We start from the raw sequence: 19,322 nt of genomic DNA, 5'->3' as shown, positions 1-19,322 counted from the left end.
GACTCATGACCACTCGATGAGTGTCTACCGATGAGTACAAAGCGATGAGCACGTACGTCAACTAACGGTCCGCGCACCAGGCTCGGACCAGAGGGAGAGTAGTGGCAAAGGTCCGGGTCTACGAGCTCGCGAAGGAGCTCGGAGTTACCAGCAAGGTCGTTCTGACCAGACTGAACGACATGGGCGAATTCGTCCGATCGGCATCCTCGACGATCGAGGCGCCGGTAGTCCGTAGGTTGGCGGAAGAGTTCGAGAAGAACCCGCCGAAGAAGCGCGCGGCCAAGAAGGCCGCCGCCAGCACGTCCGCCGCGCCGCAGGCGACCGCACCGGTCGCGCCTGCCGAGCCGGCGAAGAAGGCCGCACCCGCGGCCCCGGCCGAGCGTCCCGCTCCGGTCGTCGAGTCGACCCCGGCTCCGGTGGCATCCACTGTGTCCGACGAGGCTGGGACGGTGACCGAGAAGGCGGCTCCGGCGGCCACGCCGTCCCCGGTGAAGCCCGGTCCGCGTCCTGGCCCGAAGCCGGGTCCGCGGCAGGAGCCCGCACCGCAGGCTCCGGTCGAGGCCCCTGCGGCCACGTCGGCTCCGGCGTTCGAGGCTCCGGCGGCCAAGGCTGCTCCCGAGGCGGCCGCTCCGGCTGCTCCGGCCGAGCGCAAGGCTCCGGCCGCGCCGTCCCGTCCTGCGCCCAGCCCGGGTCAGCAGCGTCCGGCGGCCGACGGTGGTTCGGCTCGCCCGGCCACGCCGCGTCCGGGTGGCGCGACCCCGCGTCCGGGTGGCGCACCGCGTCCCGGCGCTCCGCGTCCGGGTGGTGCTCCGCGCCCAGGTGGCCAGGGTGGTCAAGGCGGTGGCCCCCGTCCGGGTGCCCCGCGTCCAGGCAACAACCCGTTCAGCTCGACCCAGGGCATGCAGCGCGGTGGCGCTCGCCCGGGTCCGGGTGGACAGGGTGGCTCCGGTCAGGGTGCGAGCCCGGCCGGCATGCCGCCGCGTCCGCCGCAGGCCCGCAGTGGTGACGGACGCGGTAGCGACCGTCCGCGTCCGTCGGGTGTGCCCGGCGCGCCGCGGCCCAACCCGGCGATGATGCCGAAGTCCTCGGCCGGTACGTTCACCGGCCGCCCGTCCGGTCCCGGTGGCGGCGGCGGGGGTGGTGGCGGCGGTGGCCGCGGCCGTCCCGGCGGCGGTTCCGGCGGACCGGGTGCCGGCGCGCGTCCGGGTGGCGGCGGCGGTGGCGGCTTCCGTCCGGGTGGCGGTGGCGGCCCCAGCGGTCCGCCCGGTGGCGGCGGTGGCCGTCCGGGTCCGGGCAACCGCGGTCGTGGCGGCACCCAGGGTGCCTTCGGCCGTCCGGGTGGTCCGGCCCGTCGTGGCCGCAAGTCGAAGCGGGCCAAGCGCCAGGAATTCGACAACATGCAGGCGCCGGCGGTCGGTGGCGTCCGGGTCAAGCACGGTGACGGCGAGGTCGTGAAGCTCGCCCGTGGCGCGTCGCTGACGGACTTCGCAGAGAAGGTCGGAGTCGACCCGGCGTCGCTGGTGCAGGTGCTGTTCCACCTCGGTGAGATGGTGACCGCGACTCAGTCGGTCAACGAGGAGACGCTGCAGCTGCTCGGCACCGAGCTGAACTACGACGTCCAGATCGTGTCCCCGGAGGACGAGGACCGCGAGCTGCTGCAGTCGTTCGACATCGACTTCGGGTCCGACGAGGGCGACGAGGACGACCTGGTCAAGCGGCCGCCGGTGGTGACCGTGATGGGTCACGTCGACCACGGTAAGACGAAGCTGCTGGACGCGGTCCGGGAAGCCAACGTCGTGGCCAAGGAAGCCGGTGGCATCACCCAGCACATCGGTGCGTACCAGGTGACCACCGAGGTCGACGGCGAGCAGCGGGCCATCACCTTCGTCGACACCCCGGGTCACGAGGCGTTCACCGCCATGCGTGCCCGTGGTGCGCAGGCCACCGACATCGTCATCCTGGTGGTCGCGGCCGACGACGGCGTGATGCCGCAGACGATCGAGGCGCTGAACCACGCCCGGGCGGCGAACGTCCCGATCGTGGTCGCGGTGAACAAGATCGACGTCCCGAGTGCCGACCCGGCCAAGGTGCGCGGTCAGCTGACCGAGTACGGCCTGGTTCCCGAGGAGTACGGCGGCGACACCATGTTCGTCGACGTGTCGGCGAAGTCCCGGATCAACATCGAGGGGCTGCTCGAGAGCGTCGTACTGACCGCGGACGCGGCACTCGACCTGCGGGCCAACCCGAACATGCCGGCCCAGGGCATCGCGATCGAGGCGAACCTGGACAAGGGCCGTGGTCCGGTGGCGACCGTGCTGGTCCAGCGCGGCACGCTGCGGGTCGGCGACTCGATGGTGGCCGGTCCGGCGTACGGCCGGGTCCGGGCCATGCTCGACGAGCACGGCGACCCGGTCGAGGAGGCGACTCCGTCGCGTCCGGTCCTGGTCCTCGGTCTGACCGCCGTACCAGGTGCGGGTGACAAGTTCCTGGTGGTCGACGACGACCGGATGGCGCGGCAGATCGCCGAGAAGCGGGAAGCCCGCGCTCGGGCGGCGGCCAACGCCAAGCGGCGCGCGCGCCGGACCCTCGAGGACTTCATGGCCTCGATGGAGAAGGGCGAGACCCAGGAGCTGCTGCTGATCCTCAAGGGCGACGTGTCCGGTTCGGTCGAGGCGCTGGAAGACGCGCTGGTCCGGATCGAGGTCGGCGACGAGGTCAACCTGCGGGTCATCGACCGTGGTGTCGGCGCGATCAACGAGAACGACGTCAACCTGGCCATCGCGTCGAACGCCGTCATCATCGGCTTCAACGTGCGGCCGGCGGGCAAGGCCGGTGACCTGGCCGAGCGCGAGGGCGTGGATGTCCGGTACTACTCGGTCATCTACTCGGCGATCGACGACATCGAGGCCGCCCTGAAGGGCATGCTCAAGCCGATCTACGAGGAGGCCACCCTCGGCCAGGCGGAGATCCGGGAGATCTTCCGCTCCTCGAAGGTGGGCAACATCGCCGGTTGCTGGGTGACCAGTGGCGTCATCCGGCGCAACGCCAAGGTCCGGTTGATCCGGGACGGCGCGGTGGTGGTCGACAACACCGAGCTGTCGTCGCTGAAGAGGTTCAAGGACGACGCGTCCGAGGTCCGCGAGGGCTTCGAGTGCGGTCTGACCGTGAACGGCTACAACGACATCAAGATCGGCGACGTGGTCGAGTCGTTCGAGCTGCGCGAGAAGCCGCGCAACTGACAGCAGTCGGTGCCCAGGTCCTCTGGGTACCGGAGTAACGTCCGGGGAGGCGATCGTTCTCTCCGGACGTTACTCATGATTGAGGGAGTGAGCCCTGATGGGTGAAGCAAGGGCGAAGCAGTTGGCCGACCGGATCCAGGTACTCGTCGCGGAGCTGCTCGAGCGCCGGGTGAAGGACCCTCGTCTGGGCTTCGTCACCGTGACCGACGCCCGGCTGACCGGCGACCTGCGGGAGGCCAGCGTCTTCTACACCGTGTACGGCGACGAGCAGGCACGCGCCTCGACCGCGGCAGCGCTGGAGTCGGCTCGCGGGCTGATTCGCAGTGAGGTCGGCAAGGCACTCGGCCTGCGGCACACTCCGAGCGTTGCGTTCTTCCTGGACGCCGTACCGGAGACGGCCGGGCACATCGAGGACCTGCTGGCGCAGGCTCGGCAGGCCGACGCCGAGGTGGCCAAGGCCGCCGCGCACGCCAAGCCGGCCGGCGAGGCCGACCCCTACAAGCACCGCGAGGACGATGACAGCGACGACGAATGAGCCCGGCGCCCCGGCGGTTGCCGACGGCATCGTCATCGTCGACAAGCCGGCGGGTCTGACCTCGCACACCGTGGTGGCCCGGATCCGCCGGCTGGCCGGGACTCGCAAGGTCGGCCATGCCGGCACGCTGGACCCGATGGCGACCGGGGTCCTGGTCGTCGGTCTCAACCGCGCGACCCGGCTGCTCGGCCACCTCCAGCTCGCCGACAAGTCGTACGACGCGACGATCCTGCTCGGCGCGTCCACGACCACCGACGACGCCGAGGGTGAGGTCGTGTCGACCGCGCCGGTCGACGGGGTGACGGCCGAGGCGATCGAGGCCGCGGTGGCTGGTTTCCGCGGCGAGATCTCGCAGGTCCCGTCCAAGGTCTCCGCGATCAAGGTCGACGGCCGGCGCGCGTACGAGCGCGTCCGGGCCGGCGAAGAGGTCGCCCTCAAGGCGCGGAGCGTGACGGTCTCCCGGTACGACGTCGTCGACGTACGCCCCGGACCTGTGGGGATCGAGGTCGACATCTCGGTCGACTGCTCGAGCGGCACCTACATCCGGGCGCTGGCCCGCGACCTCGGCGCCGAACTGGGCGTCGGCGGTCACCTCACCGCACTTCGCCGTACCCGCGTCGGCGCGTTCGACCTGTCGGTCGCGCACACTCTGGAGTCGCTCGGTCATTCGTTCGAATGGCTCCCGATCGCCGAGGTTGCCGCCGGCACCTTCCCCCGGTACGACGCCGACGCGGACCAGGCCGCCGCGATCCGGACCGGCCGGCCGTTGTCCGGCCTGAAGCTCCCCGCCGGGCAGACGGCGATGTTCGACCCGACCGGCACCTTTCTGGCTCTCTACGAACCCCACGGCCCGGTGGCCAAACCCACTGCGGTGTTCGTCAGCTGACCTCGTTGAAGGGCCCGCCTGGCGGCCCCGGAAGCGACTGTGCCGATGGGGGCAGAAGAGCGACGCTCGTGGGGGAGAGTCGCGGCCCGGCGCATTCGGCGGGGCTGTCCGGGTAGTGGGGTAGTAGTTGCCGCCAGGCGAACATCTTCACATTAGGCCGATACGGACCGGGCCGTACCGGAATTTCTTCGAACTGAACCGCTGAGCGGACACCTGGCGGCTGTCGTCAAGCAGTTGATTCCGAGCCGGGAATTGTCCGTGGCGCCCGCTAGCGTCGGTCGGCATGAGATATGGCTTCGTGATGGCATATGGGGATGCTCGGGCGGCGGCCGAGTTGGCGGCGCTGGCCGAGGAGCACGGCTGGGACGGCTTCTTCGTCTGGGAGTCGGTGTGGGGGATCGACGCCTGGGCGATGCTGGCCGCGGCGGCGATGACGACCGAGCGGATCCGGCTGGGGACGATGCTGACGCCGTTGCCGCGGCGGAAACCGTGGGACCTGGCCGGGCAGACCTCGACGGTGGACAACCTGAGCAACGGCCGGGTGACGCTGGCGGTCGGGCTCGGAGTGGCCGGCGACGACCGATTCTGGTTGTTCGAGGACGATCCGGGGCGCAAGGTCCGGGCGGAGCTGATGGACGACTCGCTGGAGATGCTGCAGCACCTGTGGCGCGACCAGCCGTTCGAGTACGCCGGGAAGTACTACCGGGCCAAGAAGATCGCCGAACTGATGCCGCCCGCGCCGCCGCCACCGGTTCAGCAGCCGCGGATCCCGACCTGGGTGGTGGGTGCCTGGCCGCGACCGAAGTCGATGCGGCGGGTGGCACTGCAGGACGGCTGGCTGCCGCATCACGCACCGATCGTCCGGCCAGGTGAGGAGCCGGGCGAGTGGTCGCCCGAGCTGCTCGCTGAGGGCGTCGCCTGGCTGCGCGAGGAGCGCGCCGCGCACGGCCTGACGATGGACGGGTACGACGTCGTCGCCGAAGGCACCACCGCCGCTGACGACCCGAAGGCCGCCGAGACTGTACGACCCTGGGCCGACGCCGGCGCCACCTGGTGGATCGACGCCGACTGGTCGTCCATGGACCCCACCGAGGTCCGCACCGCTGCCGAACGCCGCCTCAAGGCCGGCCCACCCCGAATCACCTGACGCGTCCCATTTGAGGGGTCGACCCCTCAAATGATGGGTTTGGCCGGTGCATGCAAGGTGCCAACCCACAAGCTCAGGGGTTGACCCCTCAAATGGCGGATCGGTGGACGAGCTGAGCGCACCTGGGTTAGGTGTGGACTGTGCCGGTGGTGCCGTTCACGGTCACGGGCTGGCCGTCGTAGAGGGTGGTCATGGCGGCGGGGACGCCGAGTACGGCGGGGATGCGGTGTTCGCGGGCCACGATCGCGGCGTGGGAGAGACGGCCGCCGGTCTCCGTGACCACGCCGGCAACGACGCCGAACAGTGGTGTCCAGGCCGGGTCGGTGAACCGGCAGACCAGGATGTCGCCGGTACCCACCCGGCGAAAGTCCTCGGGTCCGTGCACAACGCGAGCCGGGCCCGAGACCCTGCCGGGACTCCCAGCGGCCCCGCGCAGGTGGATGGCGGTGGGCGGCGGACCGGCGGTCTTTGTCGGACTCGGATCGGCGGTGGTGGCGGTGCGGGTGGAATGCGGGAGGGGAGCGGTGATGGGACGGGCTTGCAGGAGCCAGATCTGGTTGTTCTCGATGGCGAACTCGATGTCTTGCGGGCCGCCCAGGTGCGCGGCGACCTCCTGACCGAGTCGCGCCAGCTCGATGAGCTGGTGATCGTCGAGGCACAACCGCTCGCGCAGCTCGGCCGGCACCTGCGTGGTCCAGGTGCCGTCCGAGGTGCGATCGATCCGGGTCCGTTTGTCTCCGGTACGGCGGTCGCGCACACCGTCCGCGGTCACGGAGAAGGAGTCCGGTGTCACCAGCCCGCTGACGACGCTTTCGCCCAATCCCCAGGACGCTTCGATCACGACCCCGGAAGCGTCGGCGAAGAGAACCCCGGCAACCTCCGCGTCGATCTGGCACTGGACGATCACGGCGATCTCCGGTGCGATAGCCGAATTCCCCCGATAGGCGACAGCCCGGGTGGACCACAACGACGCCCAAGTCGCCGGCAGCCGCTCGGCAACCGCCGCCGGTCCGATGACACCCAGGAAGCTGTCGTGCTGTCCCGCCGCCGACGCGCCGGCCGTGTCTTCATCAGACGCAGACGACCGTACGGCGACCGCCTCGCCACCAAGCCGAGTCACCGCGTCAGTGAGCGACCGCATGAGCCCCGCCGGAAGCGGCCGCGATGCGATCAACCGCCGTACCTCGTCAGCTCCGTGCTCGGCCAGTACGGCGGGAAGATTCAGACCTCCCGTGGCCGCCCGGTACGCCTCGACCGGTACGACGAAGCCGGCCGGCACCGGGAACCCGGCCCGGGCGAGCGCTCCGAGGACGGCAGCCTTAGCGCCCGCCTGCTCCCGGGTGGCGTCGCTGAGGCTGACGATCACCGGGCTGTCCTTTCAACAAAATATTGACAACATCATGTTGAAGGATCCACGGTTCTCAGGTGCAACGCAACCACGAACCCTTCGACGACCAGGCCCAGGTCCGGCGTGAGCACGAGGCCCGCCGGCTGCTCCTGGACCACGGAGCCGACCGGCTGGCCCATCGGCCCTGGCAACCGAGTCCGGTGCCGCCGTCGGCCGTCGACCTGATCCAGTTCTTCCTCTGGCGATCCAGCTCGACCCACGAGGCAGACGACGTACGACGGGAGGCGGCGGTCGCGGCGTTGCAGCTGTTCCCGGCGGCCCGGGCTGAACTCGACCAGCTCGAGACAGGCCTCATGTTCGAGGCACGCGGTCTCGGCCTCACGTGGGCCGAGATGGCGCGAGCACTCGGCCTCAACTCACCTCAGGCGTGCCAGCAACGACTAGACCGGCTGACTGCACGCAGCGGCCGCCCAGCGGACGGACAGACGACATGACTCACGCCTCCACCCCCGAGCTGCTCGTGCTGCACGCCGTACGGCTGCAAGGCGTCGCGGACGACGAGAAGGTCGCGCGACGGTTCGGACTCGACCAGGCGGTCACGAAAGAACTCCTGCTCGACTATCAGGCCTTCGGCTGGATCACCTGGAGCGAGTTCGCGGATATCGGCGGATGGTCCCTGATGGCGTCCGGGCGGGAGGAGAACGAACGCCGCCTCGCCGCAGAGCTCGACCTGGTCGCGGGCGCCCAGACCGTCCGCGAGACCTACCGAGCCTTCCTTCCACTCAACGGGCGGCTGCAAATCGCCTGCACCGAATGGCAGTTGCGACCCACCAACGACGACCCGCACGCCTTGAACGACCACACCGACCCGGTCTGGGACCGCCGCGTCATCGCCGAACTGACCGCACTCGCCGAACACCTCGGTCCACTGACGGAGACCCTGGAAAGCGTCCTCGACCGCTTCCAGGGCTACCGAACCCGATTCACCACCGCCCTAGAACGCGTCCAGGCCGGCGACACCGACTGGGTCGACCGAACCATCGTCGACTCCTGCCACAAGGTCTGGTTCGAGCTGCACGAAGATCTGATCGCCACCCTCAACCTCAACCGCGGCGACGAACCCTGACCCGCCGCTACCCTGGAGAGGTGCGTTCGCGACCGACATTGCAATGGGTCCCCGGCCCTGACGTGTTGGCACTCGAGCCTGGTACGACGGACCTGGCGCCGATCGCGGACGTGGTGGCCGACGGCGAGGTCGTCGTACTGACCGGCGCAGGTATCTCCACCGAGTCCGGCATCCCGGACTACCGCGGCGAGACCGGCAGCCTCCGGACCCACACTCCGATGACGTACGGCGACTTCGTGGCCAGCGAATCCGGCCGGCAACGGTACTGGGCCCGCAGCCACCTCGGCTGGCGCACCATCGCCCGGGCACTCCCGAACGAAGGCCACCGAGCCGTCGCGGCCCTGCAAGCACGCGGCTACCTCAGCGGCGTCATCACCCAGAACGTCGACGGCCTCCACCAAGCGGCCGGCGCCAGAGACGTGATCGAGCTGCACGGCAACCTGGATCGCGTCATCTGCCTCAACTGCGGTACGACGTCCGCCCGCGAAGCACTCGATCGTCGCCTCCGAGCGGCCAATCCGGACTTCGAGGGCGAGGCGACCCGGATCAACCCCGACGGCGACGTGGACCTGCCGGACTCGATCGTCCGCACGTTCACCGTCGTACCGTGCGAGGCGTGTGGGACCGGCGTACTCAAACCGGATGTGGTGTTCTTCGGCGAGAACGTCCCGAAGCCGCGGGTCGAACGCTGCTACCGCCTGATCGACGACGCGGCCGCCATGCTGGTCCTCGGCTCGTCCCTGACCGTGATGTCGGGCTTCCGTTTCGTCCGCCACGCCGCCAAGGCCGGCAAGACCGTCCTGATCATCAATCAGGGCGTCACCCGCGGCGACCCGTACGCCGCCCACCGCGTCAATCTCCCACTGGGCCAGGCGCTGACCGAACTCACCGAACAGGTGTAGAGAGGGCGTCTGGGAACTCTCACAACCGCCGGGCCGAGCCACGCGTGAGGTGGCTCGACCCGGGGTCCGCTCTACGGATTGGAAAGGGTCAGCGTTGCGCGCTGGTCCGTAGGCGGTTCAAGGAGGCCTCGAGGGCCTGTGGGGAAGCAGCCGCCTGTCGGGACAGCTCCCGGCCGCGGGCAGCCCAGGCGGCCTGCTCGGCCGCGGTGACGACGACCGGCTCACCGGTCAACGTCTTGTAGGTCAGCGCCGCGACGCCGGCCTGTCCTTCGTAGCGCGGGTGGTAGTTCAGCGCCCGCAGCAGGTTGATGTCCTTGCCCTGGATCCACGCCTGCCCGTCCGGTGCACAGGCGTCGTGCCCGGTCGACGGCCCGAACGTGTCCACGTACGCCGCTCCGGTCGCGGCCGCCGCGTTGGCGACCGCGGCATTGAGCGCTTCCTCGATCGAGTACAGGTAGGTGTAGTCGCCGTCCGCGAACGGCAGGATCGACGGGCAGGTGCCGTATTCGGGGGCGATCTTCGGGTAGCCGAGCAGCGCGATCGTTGCCTGCGGCGACCGCTCTTTGATGCCCTGGACAACGGTCGTGATCCGGGCCTGGGTCTGGACGATCCGCGCCTTCAGCGTGTCCACGCCGTTGACGGTGAAATGCGCCTTGCACGGCGCACCGGTCGGATCACTGGCCCGCAACCCCGGGCAGGTGCTGATGATGTCGCCGAAGACGCCGAAATCATTGCCGCCGATCCCGAGCGTCACCAGATCCGTGTCCGGGCGCAGCGCGTTGAACTGCGGGGCCGCCGTGCCGACGGGCGTGCTCTGGGGTGCGGTCATGTTCGTCGTGTCCGCACCACCGCAGCTCACGTCGGTGAACTGATAGACCCGCAGCTTGGTGGCGAGCATCTTCGGGTAGTTGCTCGTCGACCGCACACACCCCAGCGACAGCAGCTCCGGCAGCGGCACCAGCGGCGCCGACGTGTAGGAGTCCCCGAGCGCCACGTAGTGCCTGAACAGCGGCTCGTCGTACGACGCCGAGGCCGGTGTGGCGGCGAGCGCCGTACCGGGGAAAAGGAGCAATGCCAGCGCAGCCGCGGCGATCCGACGGATCTTCACGTGCAACCTCCCCAGGCCGGCGAACGTCCGTGCCGCCACACCCTAAGTTGAGTGACACTCCGATTACAAGGGGTGATCGCCGACCTGCCGCACGGACCGTGGGCGAGACATGGAATCCTGCTGTCATGCGTGTCTGGCACGGTTTGGACCAGGTGGAGCCGGAATTCGGCCCGTCGGTCGTCACCATCGGCAACTTCGACGGCGTGCACCGGGGGCACCAGGAGGTGCTCGCGCACGCCAAGGCGCGGGCGACCGAGCTGGGAGGCCTGCCGGTGGTCGCGCTCACCTTCGATCCGCACCCGATGGCCGTACTGCGGCCCGATCGGGCGCCCGCGATGCTCAGCGAGCCCGAGGAGCGGGCCGGGCTGCTGACCGGGTACGGCGCCGACGCCGTCCTGATCCTCCCGTTCGACAAGGACGTGGCGAACTGGTCGCCGGAGGAGTTCATCGAGCGGGTCCTGGTCGGCACGCTGCACGCCAAGGCGGTCGTGGTCGGTGAGAACTTCCGCTTCGGCCACAAGGCGGCCGGGCACGTGGACACGCTGGTCGCGGCCGGGGCGACGCACGGTTTCCAGGTCGAGGGCCTGAGCCTGGCCGGGGATGGGCAGCCGTGGTCGTCGACGTACATCCGGGGCCGGATCGCCGAGGGTGACGTTGAGGCGGCCGCGGAGGCGCTCGGGCGGCCGCTGCGAGTCACCGGGGTCGTCGTGGAGGGTGACAAGCGCGGCCGGGAGCTCGGGTTCCCGACCGCGAACATCCCCGCCGATCCGAGGGCCGCGATCCCGCTGGACGGCGTGTACGCGGGCTGGCTGACCGTGCTCGAGCCGGCTGACGACTCCCCGTCGTACCCGGACCCGCTGCCCGCGGCGATCAGCGTCGGCAGCAACCCCACCTTCGACGGCGTCGACCGCCGGGTGGAGAGCTACGTGCTGGACCGCGACGATCTGGAGCTGTACGGCGCCCGGATCGCGGTGGACTTCGTCGCCCGGCTCCGCGGCAGCCAGATCCGGTTCGACACCATCGACGAGCTGCTGGTCCAGATGAAGGCCGATGTCGACGGCGCGCGCCGCATCTTGACGGGGAATTAGGGTGACGCGTCCACGGACTGATACGCTGACTGCTGCCGTCTGAACGGCCGCGGACAGAGAGTGCTCGGGTGAAGAAAGCCCCGGTGCGCCGCGCAACGAATTCGAGAGGAACTCCGTGTCATCTGTTGATGCCGCAACGAAGAAGAAGATCATGGCGGACTACGCCCTGACCGAGGGTGACACCGGGTCTCCCGAGGTTCAGGTGGCGCTGCTCACGCACCGGATCGCCGATCTGACCGAGCACCTCAAGGAGCACAAGCACGACCACCACAGCCGTCGTGGCCTGCTGCTGCTCGTCGGTCAGCGCCGCCGGCTGCTGAACTACCTGGCGAAGAAGGACATCAACCGCTACCGGTCCCTGATCGAGCGGCTCGGCCTTCGCCGATGACGTCGCGAGGAGCGGCCTCCCGAATCCGGGTGGCCGCTCCTGGCGTATCCGAGTGCCGCCGTGCGACGTCCGTCGTACGAGGACTAGCCTCGGGAACAACTGAATAGATACGACCACGAGACGACGCGAAACGCGTGGCGGAGGAGACCGGTCCTCGGTAGTGGCTTTCGGGAGCAGAAACTCCCGCGGGCCTCGATCGAAGACCGGCAACCCCAGGAGCTCGCGCCTCGCAGTCGTCTCACCGAGAGACCCACAGGGTGTGGGTCTCTGTGAGGCAGTCATTCGGACTGCAAGAGGAAAGGGGTATCCCGTGTCGGGATCCACCGGTACGCCCATGGAGGGCACCGAATTCGCTGAAGCCGTGATCGACAACGGCAGCTTCGGCACCCGCACCATCCGCTTCGAGACGGGCCGTCTGGCCCAGCAGGCCGCCGGTTCGGCCGCCGCGTACCTCGACGGCGACACGATGGTGCTGTCGGCCACCACGGCCAGCAAGAAGCCCAAGGACCAGTTCGACTTCTTCCCGTTGACGGTCGACGTCGAGGAGCGGATGTACGCCGCGGGCCGCATCCCCGGCTCGTTCTTCCGCCGGGAGGGCCGCCCGTCCGAGGAGGCCATCCTGACCTGCCGGCTGATCGACCGCCCGCTGCGGCCGTCGTTCGTGTCCGGCCTGCGCAACGAGATCCAGGTCGTCATCACCGTCCTGGCGCTGAACCCGGACACGCTGTACGACGTGCTCGCGATCAACGCCGCGTCGATGTCCACCCAGATCGCCGGGCTGCCGTTCTCGGGCCCGATCGGCGCTGTCCGCGTCGGCCTGATCGACCAGCAGTGGGTGGCGTTCCCGACCCACACCGAGCTCGAGGACGCCGTCTTCGACATGGTCGTCGCCGGTCGCGTCACCGACTCCGGTGAGGTCGCGATCATGATGGTCGAGGCCGAGTCCACCCCGGGCACGTTCGACGCCGTCGCCGCCGGCAAGCAGGCGCCGACCGAGGAGGTCGTCGCCGAGGGCCTCGAGGCCGCCAAGGGCTTCATCAAGACCCTGGTCGACGCGCAGTCCGAGCTGGCGGCCAAGGCCTCCAAGCCGACCGCCGAGTTCCCGGTCTTCCCGGACTACCAGGAGGACGCGTTCGCCGCCGTCGAGGCCGCGGCCACCGAGGAGCTCAGCCAGGCGCTGACCATCGCCGGCAAGCACGAGCGTGAGGACGCCACCGACGCGGTCAAGGCCGCCGTGGTGGACAAGCTGGCCGCCGACTTCGAGGGTCGCGAGAAGGAGCTGTCCGCGGCGTTCCGGTCGCTGACCAAGAAGCTGGTCCGGCAGCGGGTGCTCAAGGACAAGGTCCGCATCGACGGCCGCGGGCTGGCCGACATCCGGCCGCTCAAGGCGCAGGTGCGGGTGCTGCCGCGGGTGCACGGTTCGGCGCTGTTCGAGCGCGGCGAGACCCAGATCATGGGTGTCACCACGCTGAACATGCTCCGGATGGAGCAGCAGCTGGACACGCTCTCCCCGGAGACGCGCAAGCGCTACATGCACAACTACAACTTCCCGCCGTACTCGACCGGTGAGACCGGCCGGGTGGGTTCGCCGAAGCGCCGCGAGATCGGTCACGGCGCGCTGGCCGAGCGGGCCCTGGTGCCGGTGCTGCCGTCGCGCGAGGACTTCCCGTACGCGCTGCGTCAGGTGTCCGAGGCGCTCGGCTCGAACGGCTCCACCTCGATGGGGTCGGTCTGCGCCTCGACGCTGTCGCTGCTGTCGGCCGGTGTGCCGCTGAAGGCCCCGGTCGCCGGTATCGCAATGGGCCTGATCTCCGGTGAGGTCGACGGCGAGACCGAGTACGTCGCGCTGACCGACATCCTGGGCGCGGAGGACGCGTTCGGCGACATGGACTTCAAGGTCGCCGGTACGAAGGACTTCGTCACCGCCCTGCAGCTGGACACCAAGCTGGACGGCATCCCGGCCAGCGTGCTGGCCGGCGCGCTGACCCAGGCGAAGGACGCCCGGCTCACCATCCTGGACGTGATGGCCAAGGCCATCGACGCGCCGGGTGAGATGAGCGAGTTCGCGCCGCGGGTCATCTCGGTGAAGGTCCCGGTCGACAAGATCGGCGAGGTCATCGGCCCGAAGGGCAAGATGATCAACCAGATCACCGAGGACACCGGCGCCGACATCTCGATCGAGGACGACGGCACCGTCTACATCGGCGCGACCGACGGTCCGTCGGCCGAGGCGGCCCGGGCCGCGATCAACGCGATCGCGAACCCGACCATGCCGGAGAAGGGCGAGCGCTACCTGGGCACGGTCGTGAAGACGACCAACTTCGGTGCGTTCATCAGCCTGCTGCCGGGCAAGGACGGCCTGCTGCACATCTCGAAGCTGCGCGGCCTGGCCGGCGGCAAGCGGGTCGAGGCGGTCGAGGACGTGCTGTCCGTCGGCCAGAAGCTGCAGGTCGAGATCGCCGAGATCGACGACCGGGGCAAGCTGTCGCTGATCCCGGTGGTCGAGGAGGACAAGAAGTCGGACGAGAAGGCTGAGGCCGAGTCCGCCGAGTGACCCGAGCGATCACCAGCACACTGCTGAGCCCGGAGGCGGGCGGTCCGGTGAAACGGACCGTCCTGCCCTCCGGGCTCCGTGTGCTGTCCCAGTCGGTACCGGGCTTCCGCTCGGTCACGTTCGGCGTCTGGGTCGGCGTCGGCTCGCGGGACGAGCCGGAGCAGCTGGCCGGCGCGACCCACTTCCTCGAGCACCTGCTGTTCAAGGGCACCGAGCGCCGCGACGCGCTGGAGATCTCCTCCGCGATCGACGCGGTCGGCGGCGAGATGAACGCGTTCACCGGCAAGGAGTACACCTGCTACTACGCCCGGGTGCTCGACTCCGACCTGCCGCTCGCGGTCGACGTCATCTGCGACATGATCACGTCCGCCACACTGACCGCGGCGGACGTGGAGAGTGAGCGCGACGTCATCGACGAAGAGATCGCGATGCACGCCGACGAGACGTCGGACCACATCCACGACCTCTTCGCCGAGCAGCTCTGGGGCGAGTCGCCGCTGGGCCGCTCCATCACCGGTACGCCGGAATCCGTTGCCGGACTGTCTCGCGAGCAGGTCGCCGGGTGGTACCGCCGCCGCTACAAGCCAGCCAACATCGTCGTCTCGGTCGCCGGCAACGTCGACCACGCCGACGTCGTCCGCCTTGTTCGCAAGGCCTTCGAGCGGCACTGGGTGACCAGCGAAGCCGAGCCGGCCCCAGTACGACGTGGTGCGGCTCGACGCGTTCCGACGTACGGCGGAGTGCGAGTGCACCACCGTGATGTCGAGCAGGCGCACCTGGTGCTCGGGATGCCGGGACTGGTGCGGAACGACGAGCGGCGGTACGTCGCCGGTGTACTGCACGGGATCGTCGGTGGCGGCATGTCGTCGCGGCTGTTCCAGGAGGTCCGGGAGAAGCGCGGTCTGGCCTACTCGGTCTTCACCTTCGGTTCGGCGTACGCCGATTCCGGCATGGTCGGCGTGTACGCGGGCTGCCTGCCGAAGAAGGCCGGCGAGGTCCTCGACGTGGTCCGGTCCGAGCTGGAGTCGATTGCCAGCGGCAACATCACTCCGGACGAACTGCTCCGTGGCAAAGGCCAGATGCGCGGCTCGGTGGTGATGGGCCTGGAGGACACCGGCGCCAAGATGACCCGGATCGCCAAGGCCGAACTCGTCTACGGCGAGCTGCCCACCGTCGACGAGATCCTGCACCGCATCGACGCCGTCACCCTCGACGACGTCACCCAACTAGCCGCCAACCTCTACGCCGGCACCCCCGCCCTCACCGTCATGGGCCCCTTCGACGAGGACACCACCGCCTTCACCCTCTGAGCACCTCGACAGGTCTCTGGAGCAGGCGCAGACTGGCCAGAGGGATGGCCTGGGGGGACAGGCAGGGGGAGTCGGCCATGAGCACGATTACCTGGGACACGCATGCACTCGAGGTGCTGACGGCGGATTTCCGCGGCGAGCTGGTCCATCCGGGGGAGCCGTCGTACGACGATCTTCGGAAAGTCTGGAACGGGTCGATCGACCGTCGGCCCGGTCTGATCGCCCGCTGCACCGGGGTGGCCGATATCCGGTCCGCGCTCGCGTTCGCCCGCCGTACCGGACTCCCGGTGGCGGTCCGCGGCGGCGGCCACAGCTTCCCTGGACACTCGACCTGCGACGGCGGCATCGTGCTGGACCTGGCGCATTTGAAGGGCATCCGGGTTGATCCGGTACGGCGTACCGCCCGGGCGCAGGCGGGTGTTCTGCTGGGGGAGCTCGACCGCGAGACCCAGGCGTTCGGCCTCGCGACTCCGGCCGGCATCGTCACCCACACCGGCCTCGCCGGGCTCACGCTGGGCGGCGGGATCGGCTGGCTGATGCGCAAGTACGGGCTGACCATCGACAACTTGCTCTCGGTCGATGTGGTCACCGCCGACGGCGAACTGGTGACCGCGAGTGAGGACGTCAACGCCGACCTGTTCTGGGGGATCCGGGGCGGCGGCGGGAACTTCGGCATCGTCACCGAGTTCGAGTTCCGGCTGCACCCAGTCGGGCCGATCGTCTACGCCGGCCCGATGATGTGGCCGATGGAGAAGTCGCCGGAGTTGCTGCGCTTCTACCGTGACTGGATCACCGACGTTCCGGACGAGCTGACCACCGCAGTGATCCACCGGTGGGTTGCGGCCGTGCCGGCGATTCCGACCGAGTTCCACGGCCGCCCCGTCGTGGTGGTGGTCGCGTGCTACGCGGGTTCGGTCGAAGACGGCGAGCGGGTGATCGCGCCTCTGAAGGCCTTCGCGCCACCGATGGTGGATCTCTGCCAGCCGAAGCCGTTCGTGGCTCACCAGTCGATGTTCGACCCCAGCTTCCCGCACGGATGGTGGTACTACATGCGTGCCTGCGACGTCGCCGCACTGTCCGACGAGGTGGTCGACGTCGCCTCCGCGCGCGGTCTGGCGATCAACTCACCGCTGACGTCGTACGCGATCTTCCAGCTCGGTGGCGCGATCTCCCGGGTGCCTTCGGACGCCACGGCGTTCGCCGACCGGACGAGTGGCCACGCCTTCAACTTCGTCGGTGCGACCAACGACGCGGAAAAGTTCCCTGCGGAGCGCGAATGGGTGCGCGACTCCTGGCGGGCGATCGAGCCGCATCAGTCCGGCACGTACATCAACTTCCTCGGCGACGAGGGCGCGGACCGGATCCGGTCCGCGTACGGCGCCTCGACGTACGACCGACTGAAGGACCTGAAGCGCAAATACGACCCGGACAACCTCTTCCACCTCAACCAGAACATCCCACCCCACTGAGCCGGGCCTGGGTCGCCCGCCGCTGACTGAGTTAGCGGCGGGCTCGCTTCCGCCTGTCGACCAACCGGTCGAGCATGCCGTAGCCGGCCAGCCCGAACAGGCCGACCGCCAGCAGGAACGCCCCCACCGCGACGCCGATGCTCACCGACCGCAGCAGCAGCCCGGCGACGGTGAGCACCGCGCCAGTCACGGCGAAACGAACGACGGCGCGGCGACTCATCGGCTCGTAGACCATGGCGCCGATCCTATGTGGCCAAGCGGGTCGAATGTGCGGCTGCGTGCAGTCCGCGAGCCTGCCCACGAGACCACAGTGGCAACTCAGCGCGCTCGTCGCGGCACTCGGTGCTAGCAGCGACTGCGCATTTGTGTGCACAAACGGATCTGATCAAGATTTGCGGTTTCGTCTGATGACTAGTCGTGGTTATCGGATTAAGGTCGGGCGGTTGTGCGGTGGTTCCCGGTGGTCGTCTGAGGTCTTGGGAAAGTAACGCCTGAGTTACACGCCGCCGCTTTGCGACTGACAACGTTGACATGCGCAGTTATGACCAGCGAACATTGGCGCTTGATCCGCCCGCCTAGCGGCCCTCCCGCCGAGGAAGTTGGTTCGACCGTGCGACGTCTGACTGGGGTTGTGGGGGTGGCACTCGGCTTGGCGCTGGTGCTGGCCTCCTGTGGTGACGGCAAGAGCAGCAGCGGTAGCGGCGGCTCCGGAAGCAAGAGCGAGATCATCGCGATCGCCGCCGACCCGCTGGAGTACATCAACCCGCTGAACGAGAACGGCAGTCCCGGGATCCAGGTCGCGATGGCGATGTTCGCCCCGCTGGTGACGACCGACCCGAACACCGGCAAGACCGTCAACGTGCTGGCCGACTCGGTCACGCCGGACAAGGCCAGCCAGACCTGGACGATCAAGCTCAAGCCCGGCAACACGTTCCAGAACGGCCAGCCGCTGACCGCCAAGGACTACGTGGACAGCTGGAACATGACCGCGCAGGGCTCGAACGCGTGGAAGAACAACGGCTTCTTCTCCAAGGTCGACGGGTACGACGCTCTGAACCCGCCGACCCCGGACGGCGCGACCCCGAAGCCGACCGCGGTGAAGACGCTGAGCGGCCTCAAGCTGATCGACGAGCTGACCTTCTCGGTCAAGCTCAAGGTACCGTTCTCGCAGTTCGGCCTGACCCTGCAGTACCTCGGCCTGGCCCCGCTGCCGGAGGAGGTGCGGAAGAACCCGGACGCCTACAAGCGCAAGCCGATCGGCAACGGTCCCTACAAGCTGGACGGCACCTGGAACGCCGGTGACGACATCAAGCTGGTCAAGTGGGACGGCTACAAGGGCCCGAACGCGCCCGAGGCCGACGCCATCACCTACCGGTTCATCCCGAACGCGGACACGGCGTACAACGAGTTCCTGGCCGGCAACGTTGACTTCGTCGACGTGCCGTCCACCAAGGTGAAGAGCTTCAAGACCGACGCGCCGGACCAGTGGGTGACGAGTGTCAGCTCCGGCGCGAACTACCTGGTCATCCCGGCCTGGGACCCGCGGTTCAAGAACCCGAAGCTGCGGCACGCCTTCTCGATGGCGATCGACCGGAAGGCGTACGCCGACCTGGTCGGCCTCGCCGAGCCGGCCAAGGGTCTGATCGCGCCGGACATGGCCGGCTACCGCGACAACGCCTGCAAGTACTGCGATTTCGACGCGGCCAAGGCCAAGCAGTTGCTGCAGGAGGCCGGCGGCTTCTCCGGTCCGCTGAACATCAACTACAACACCACGTCGGCGACCGGCCAGATCTTCGCCGAGGCGATCGGCAACATGCTCCGGCAGAACCTCGGCCTCGAGGTGAAGTACACCGGCAAGCAGGGTTCGGAGATCACCGAGCTGGCCGACACCCGCAAGCTGGACGGTCTGCGGTTCAGCGGCTGGGGTCACGACTACCCGTCGATCGAGGACTACCTGACGCCGATGTTCAAGTCCAACGGTGACGCGAACTTCTCTGGCTACAACAACCCGGCGCTGGACGCCGTACTGGCCAAGGGTGACGCCGAGCCGGACTCGGAGAAGGCGATCGCGATCTACCAGCAGGCCGAGGACATCGCGCTCGAGGACATGCCGCTGATCCCGCTCTACACCAAGTCGAACGCCTATCTCCACTCGGCCAAGATCGAGCCGCGAGTCTCCAAGTACGTCGGCGTCTCGGCGCTCTACGCCACATTCAATTGAC

16 protein-coding genes are annotated in these 19,322 nt (G+C 68.9%); 13 read left to right on the top strand and 3 right to left on the bottom strand.

The features are described from left to right. The first annotated feature begins 101 nt into the window (after positions 1-101). The 4 genes from infB (at position 102) to V9K99_RS31390 (ending at position 5,807) form a co-directional block, all read left to right on the top strand. Positions 102-3,239, top strand: coding sequence for a translation initiation factor IF-2 (infB, locus tag V9K99_RS31405; protein ID WP_337008995.1), 3,138 nt, complete (start codon positions 102-104; stop codon positions 3,237-3,239). A 97-nt stretch (positions 3,240-3,336) separates the two neighbouring features. After that, positions 3,337-3,774, top strand: a complete 438-nt coding sequence (gene rbfA / locus V9K99_RS31400) for a 30S ribosome-binding factor RbfA (RefSeq protein ID WP_337008993.1) — start codon at positions 3,337-3,339, stop codon at positions 3,772-3,774. After that, positions 3,755-4,660: a tRNA pseudouridine(55) synthase TruB gene (truB, locus tag V9K99_RS31395; RefSeq protein WP_337008991.1), complete on the top strand. Its 906-nt coding sequence runs from the start codon at positions 3,755-3,757 to the stop codon at positions 4,658-4,660. The genes rbfA and truB overlap by 20 nt, the downstream gene beginning before the upstream one ends. 283 nt (positions 4,661-4,943) lie before the next feature. Then, on the top strand, positions 4,944-5,807 hold the full coding sequence (locus V9K99_RS31390) for an LLM class flavin-dependent oxidoreductase (RefSeq protein ID WP_337008990.1): 864 nt from the start codon (positions 4,944-4,946) through the stop codon (positions 5,805-5,807). 127 nt (positions 5,808-5,934) lie between these two features. Here the strand turns inward: V9K99_RS31390 and V9K99_RS31385 are convergent, their stop codons facing one another. Next, complete coding sequence (locus V9K99_RS31385; RefSeq protein ID WP_337008989.1) at positions 5,935-7,173, bottom strand: PEP/pyruvate-binding domain-containing protein; 1,239 nt, start codon at positions 7,171-7,173, stop codon at positions 5,935-5,937. A 59-nt stretch (positions 7,174-7,232) separates the two neighbouring features. Between V9K99_RS31385 and V9K99_RS31380 the strand changes: the two genes are divergently transcribed. From V9K99_RS31380 to V9K99_RS31370, 3 genes are read left to right on the top strand one after another with little or no spacing between them, the layout of a single operon-like run. Continuing rightward, a complete protein-coding gene (locus V9K99_RS31380; protein ID WP_337008987.1) occupies positions 7,233-7,649 on the top strand; it encodes a hypothetical protein in 417 nt (138 codons plus the stop codon). After that, positions 7,646-8,281, top strand: coding sequence for a transcriptional regulator (locus tag V9K99_RS31375; protein WP_337008985.1), 636 nt, complete (start codon positions 7,646-7,648; stop codon positions 8,279-8,281). The genes V9K99_RS31380 and V9K99_RS31375 overlap by 4 nt, the downstream gene beginning before the upstream one ends. A gap of 20 nt (positions 8,282-8,301) precedes the next feature. Next, the gene (locus V9K99_RS31370; RefSeq protein ID WP_337008983.1) at positions 8,302-9,183 is read left to right on the top strand and encodes an NAD-dependent protein deacetylase; all 882 of its coding nucleotides are present in this window, start codon (positions 8,302-8,304) and stop codon (positions 9,181-9,183) included. A gap of 88 nt (positions 9,184-9,271) precedes the next feature. Here the strand turns inward: V9K99_RS31370 and V9K99_RS31365 are convergent, their stop codons facing one another. Beyond that, positions 9,272-10,291: an SGNH/GDSL hydrolase family protein gene (locus V9K99_RS31365; RefSeq protein WP_337008981.1), complete on the bottom strand. Its 1,020-nt coding sequence runs from the start codon at positions 10,289-10,291 to the stop codon at positions 9,272-9,274. A gap of 125 nt (positions 10,292-10,416) precedes the next feature. On the opposite strand from V9K99_RS31365, the gene V9K99_RS31360 reads away from it, so the two are divergent. From V9K99_RS31360 to V9K99_RS31340, 5 genes are all read left to right on the top strand, one after another. Beyond that, positions 10,417-11,379, top strand: a complete 963-nt coding sequence (locus V9K99_RS31360) for a bifunctional riboflavin kinase/FAD synthetase (RefSeq protein ID WP_337008980.1) — start codon at positions 10,417-10,419, stop codon at positions 11,377-11,379. Positions 11,380-11,494: 115 nt separating this feature from the next. Then, entirely contained in the window at positions 11,495-11,767 is a 273-nt protein-coding gene (gene rpsO / locus V9K99_RS31355) for a 30S ribosomal protein S15 (RefSeq protein ID WP_337008978.1), read from the top strand. A 334-nt stretch (positions 11,768-12,101) separates the two neighbouring features. Continuing rightward, positions 12,102-14,321, top strand: coding sequence for a polyribonucleotide nucleotidyltransferase (locus V9K99_RS31350; RefSeq protein ID WP_337009026.1), 2,220 nt, complete (start codon positions 12,102-12,104; stop codon positions 14,319-14,321). Continuing rightward, the gene (locus V9K99_RS31345) at positions 14,318-15,631 is read left to right on the top strand and encodes a M16 family metallopeptidase (protein WP_337008976.1); all 1,314 of its coding nucleotides are present in this window, start codon (positions 14,318-14,320) and stop codon (positions 15,629-15,631) included. The genes V9K99_RS31350 and V9K99_RS31345 overlap by 4 nt, the downstream gene beginning before the upstream one ends. A 77-nt stretch (positions 15,632-15,708) precedes the next feature. Further along, positions 15,709-17,100, top strand: coding sequence for an FAD-binding oxidoreductase (locus V9K99_RS31340; protein WP_337008974.1), 1,392 nt, complete (start codon positions 15,709-15,711; stop codon positions 17,098-17,100). Between the two features lie 31 nt (positions 17,101-17,131). On the opposite strand, the gene V9K99_RS31335 is transcribed toward V9K99_RS31340, so the two are convergent. Beyond that, positions 17,132-17,335: a hypothetical protein gene (locus tag V9K99_RS31335; RefSeq protein WP_337008972.1), complete on the bottom strand. Its 204-nt coding sequence runs from the start codon at positions 17,333-17,335 to the stop codon at positions 17,132-17,134. Between the two features lie 402 nt (positions 17,336-17,737). Between V9K99_RS31335 and V9K99_RS31330 the strand changes: the two genes are divergently transcribed. Beyond that, positions 17,738-19,321, top strand: a complete 1,584-nt coding sequence (locus tag V9K99_RS31330; RefSeq protein ID WP_337008970.1) for a peptide ABC transporter substrate-binding protein — start codon at positions 17,738-17,740, stop codon at positions 19,319-19,321. Position 19,322: the final 1 nt, after the last annotated feature.

Source organism: Kribbella sp. CCNWLW201 (genome assembly GCF_037203805.1).
Classification (GTDB): domain Bacteria; phylum Actinomycetota; class Actinomycetes; order Propionibacteriales; family Kribbellaceae; genus Kribbella.
Note: the sequence above shows the minus strand (reverse complement) of the source record. Positions and strands in the feature narration are given on the sequence as shown.

Bases quoted from the DNA above. Each gene is read 5' to 3' on its own strand.
- rbfA (WP_337008993.1), top strand. From the start codon at position 3,337: ATGGGTGAAGCAAGGGCGAAGCAGTTGGCCGACCGGATCCAGGTACTC.
- truB (WP_337008991.1), top strand. From the start codon at position 3,755: ATGACAGCGACGACGAATGAGCCCGGCGCCCCGGCGGTTGCCGACGGC.
- V9K99_RS31390 (WP_337008990.1), top strand. From the start codon at position 4,944: ATGAGATATGGCTTCGTGATGGCATATGGGGATGCTCGGGCGGCGGCC.
- V9K99_RS31375 (WP_337008985.1), top strand. From the start codon at position 7,646: ATGACTCACGCCTCCACCCCCGAGCTGCTCGTGCTGCACGCCGTACGG.
- V9K99_RS31360 (WP_337008980.1), top strand. From the start codon at position 10,417: ATGCGTGTCTGGCACGGTTTGGACCAGGTGGAGCCGGAATTCGGCCCG.
- V9K99_RS31350 (WP_337009026.1), top strand. From the start codon at position 12,102: ATGGAGGGCACCGAATTCGCTGAAGCCGTGATCGACAACGGCAGCTTC.
- V9K99_RS31340 (WP_337008974.1), top strand. From the start codon at position 15,709: ATGAGCACGATTACCTGGGACACGCATGCACTCGAGGTGCTGACGGCG.
- V9K99_RS31335 (WP_337008972.1), bottom strand. From the start codon at position 17,335: ATGGTCTACGAGCCGATGAGTCGCCGCGCCGTCGTTCGTTTCGCCGTG.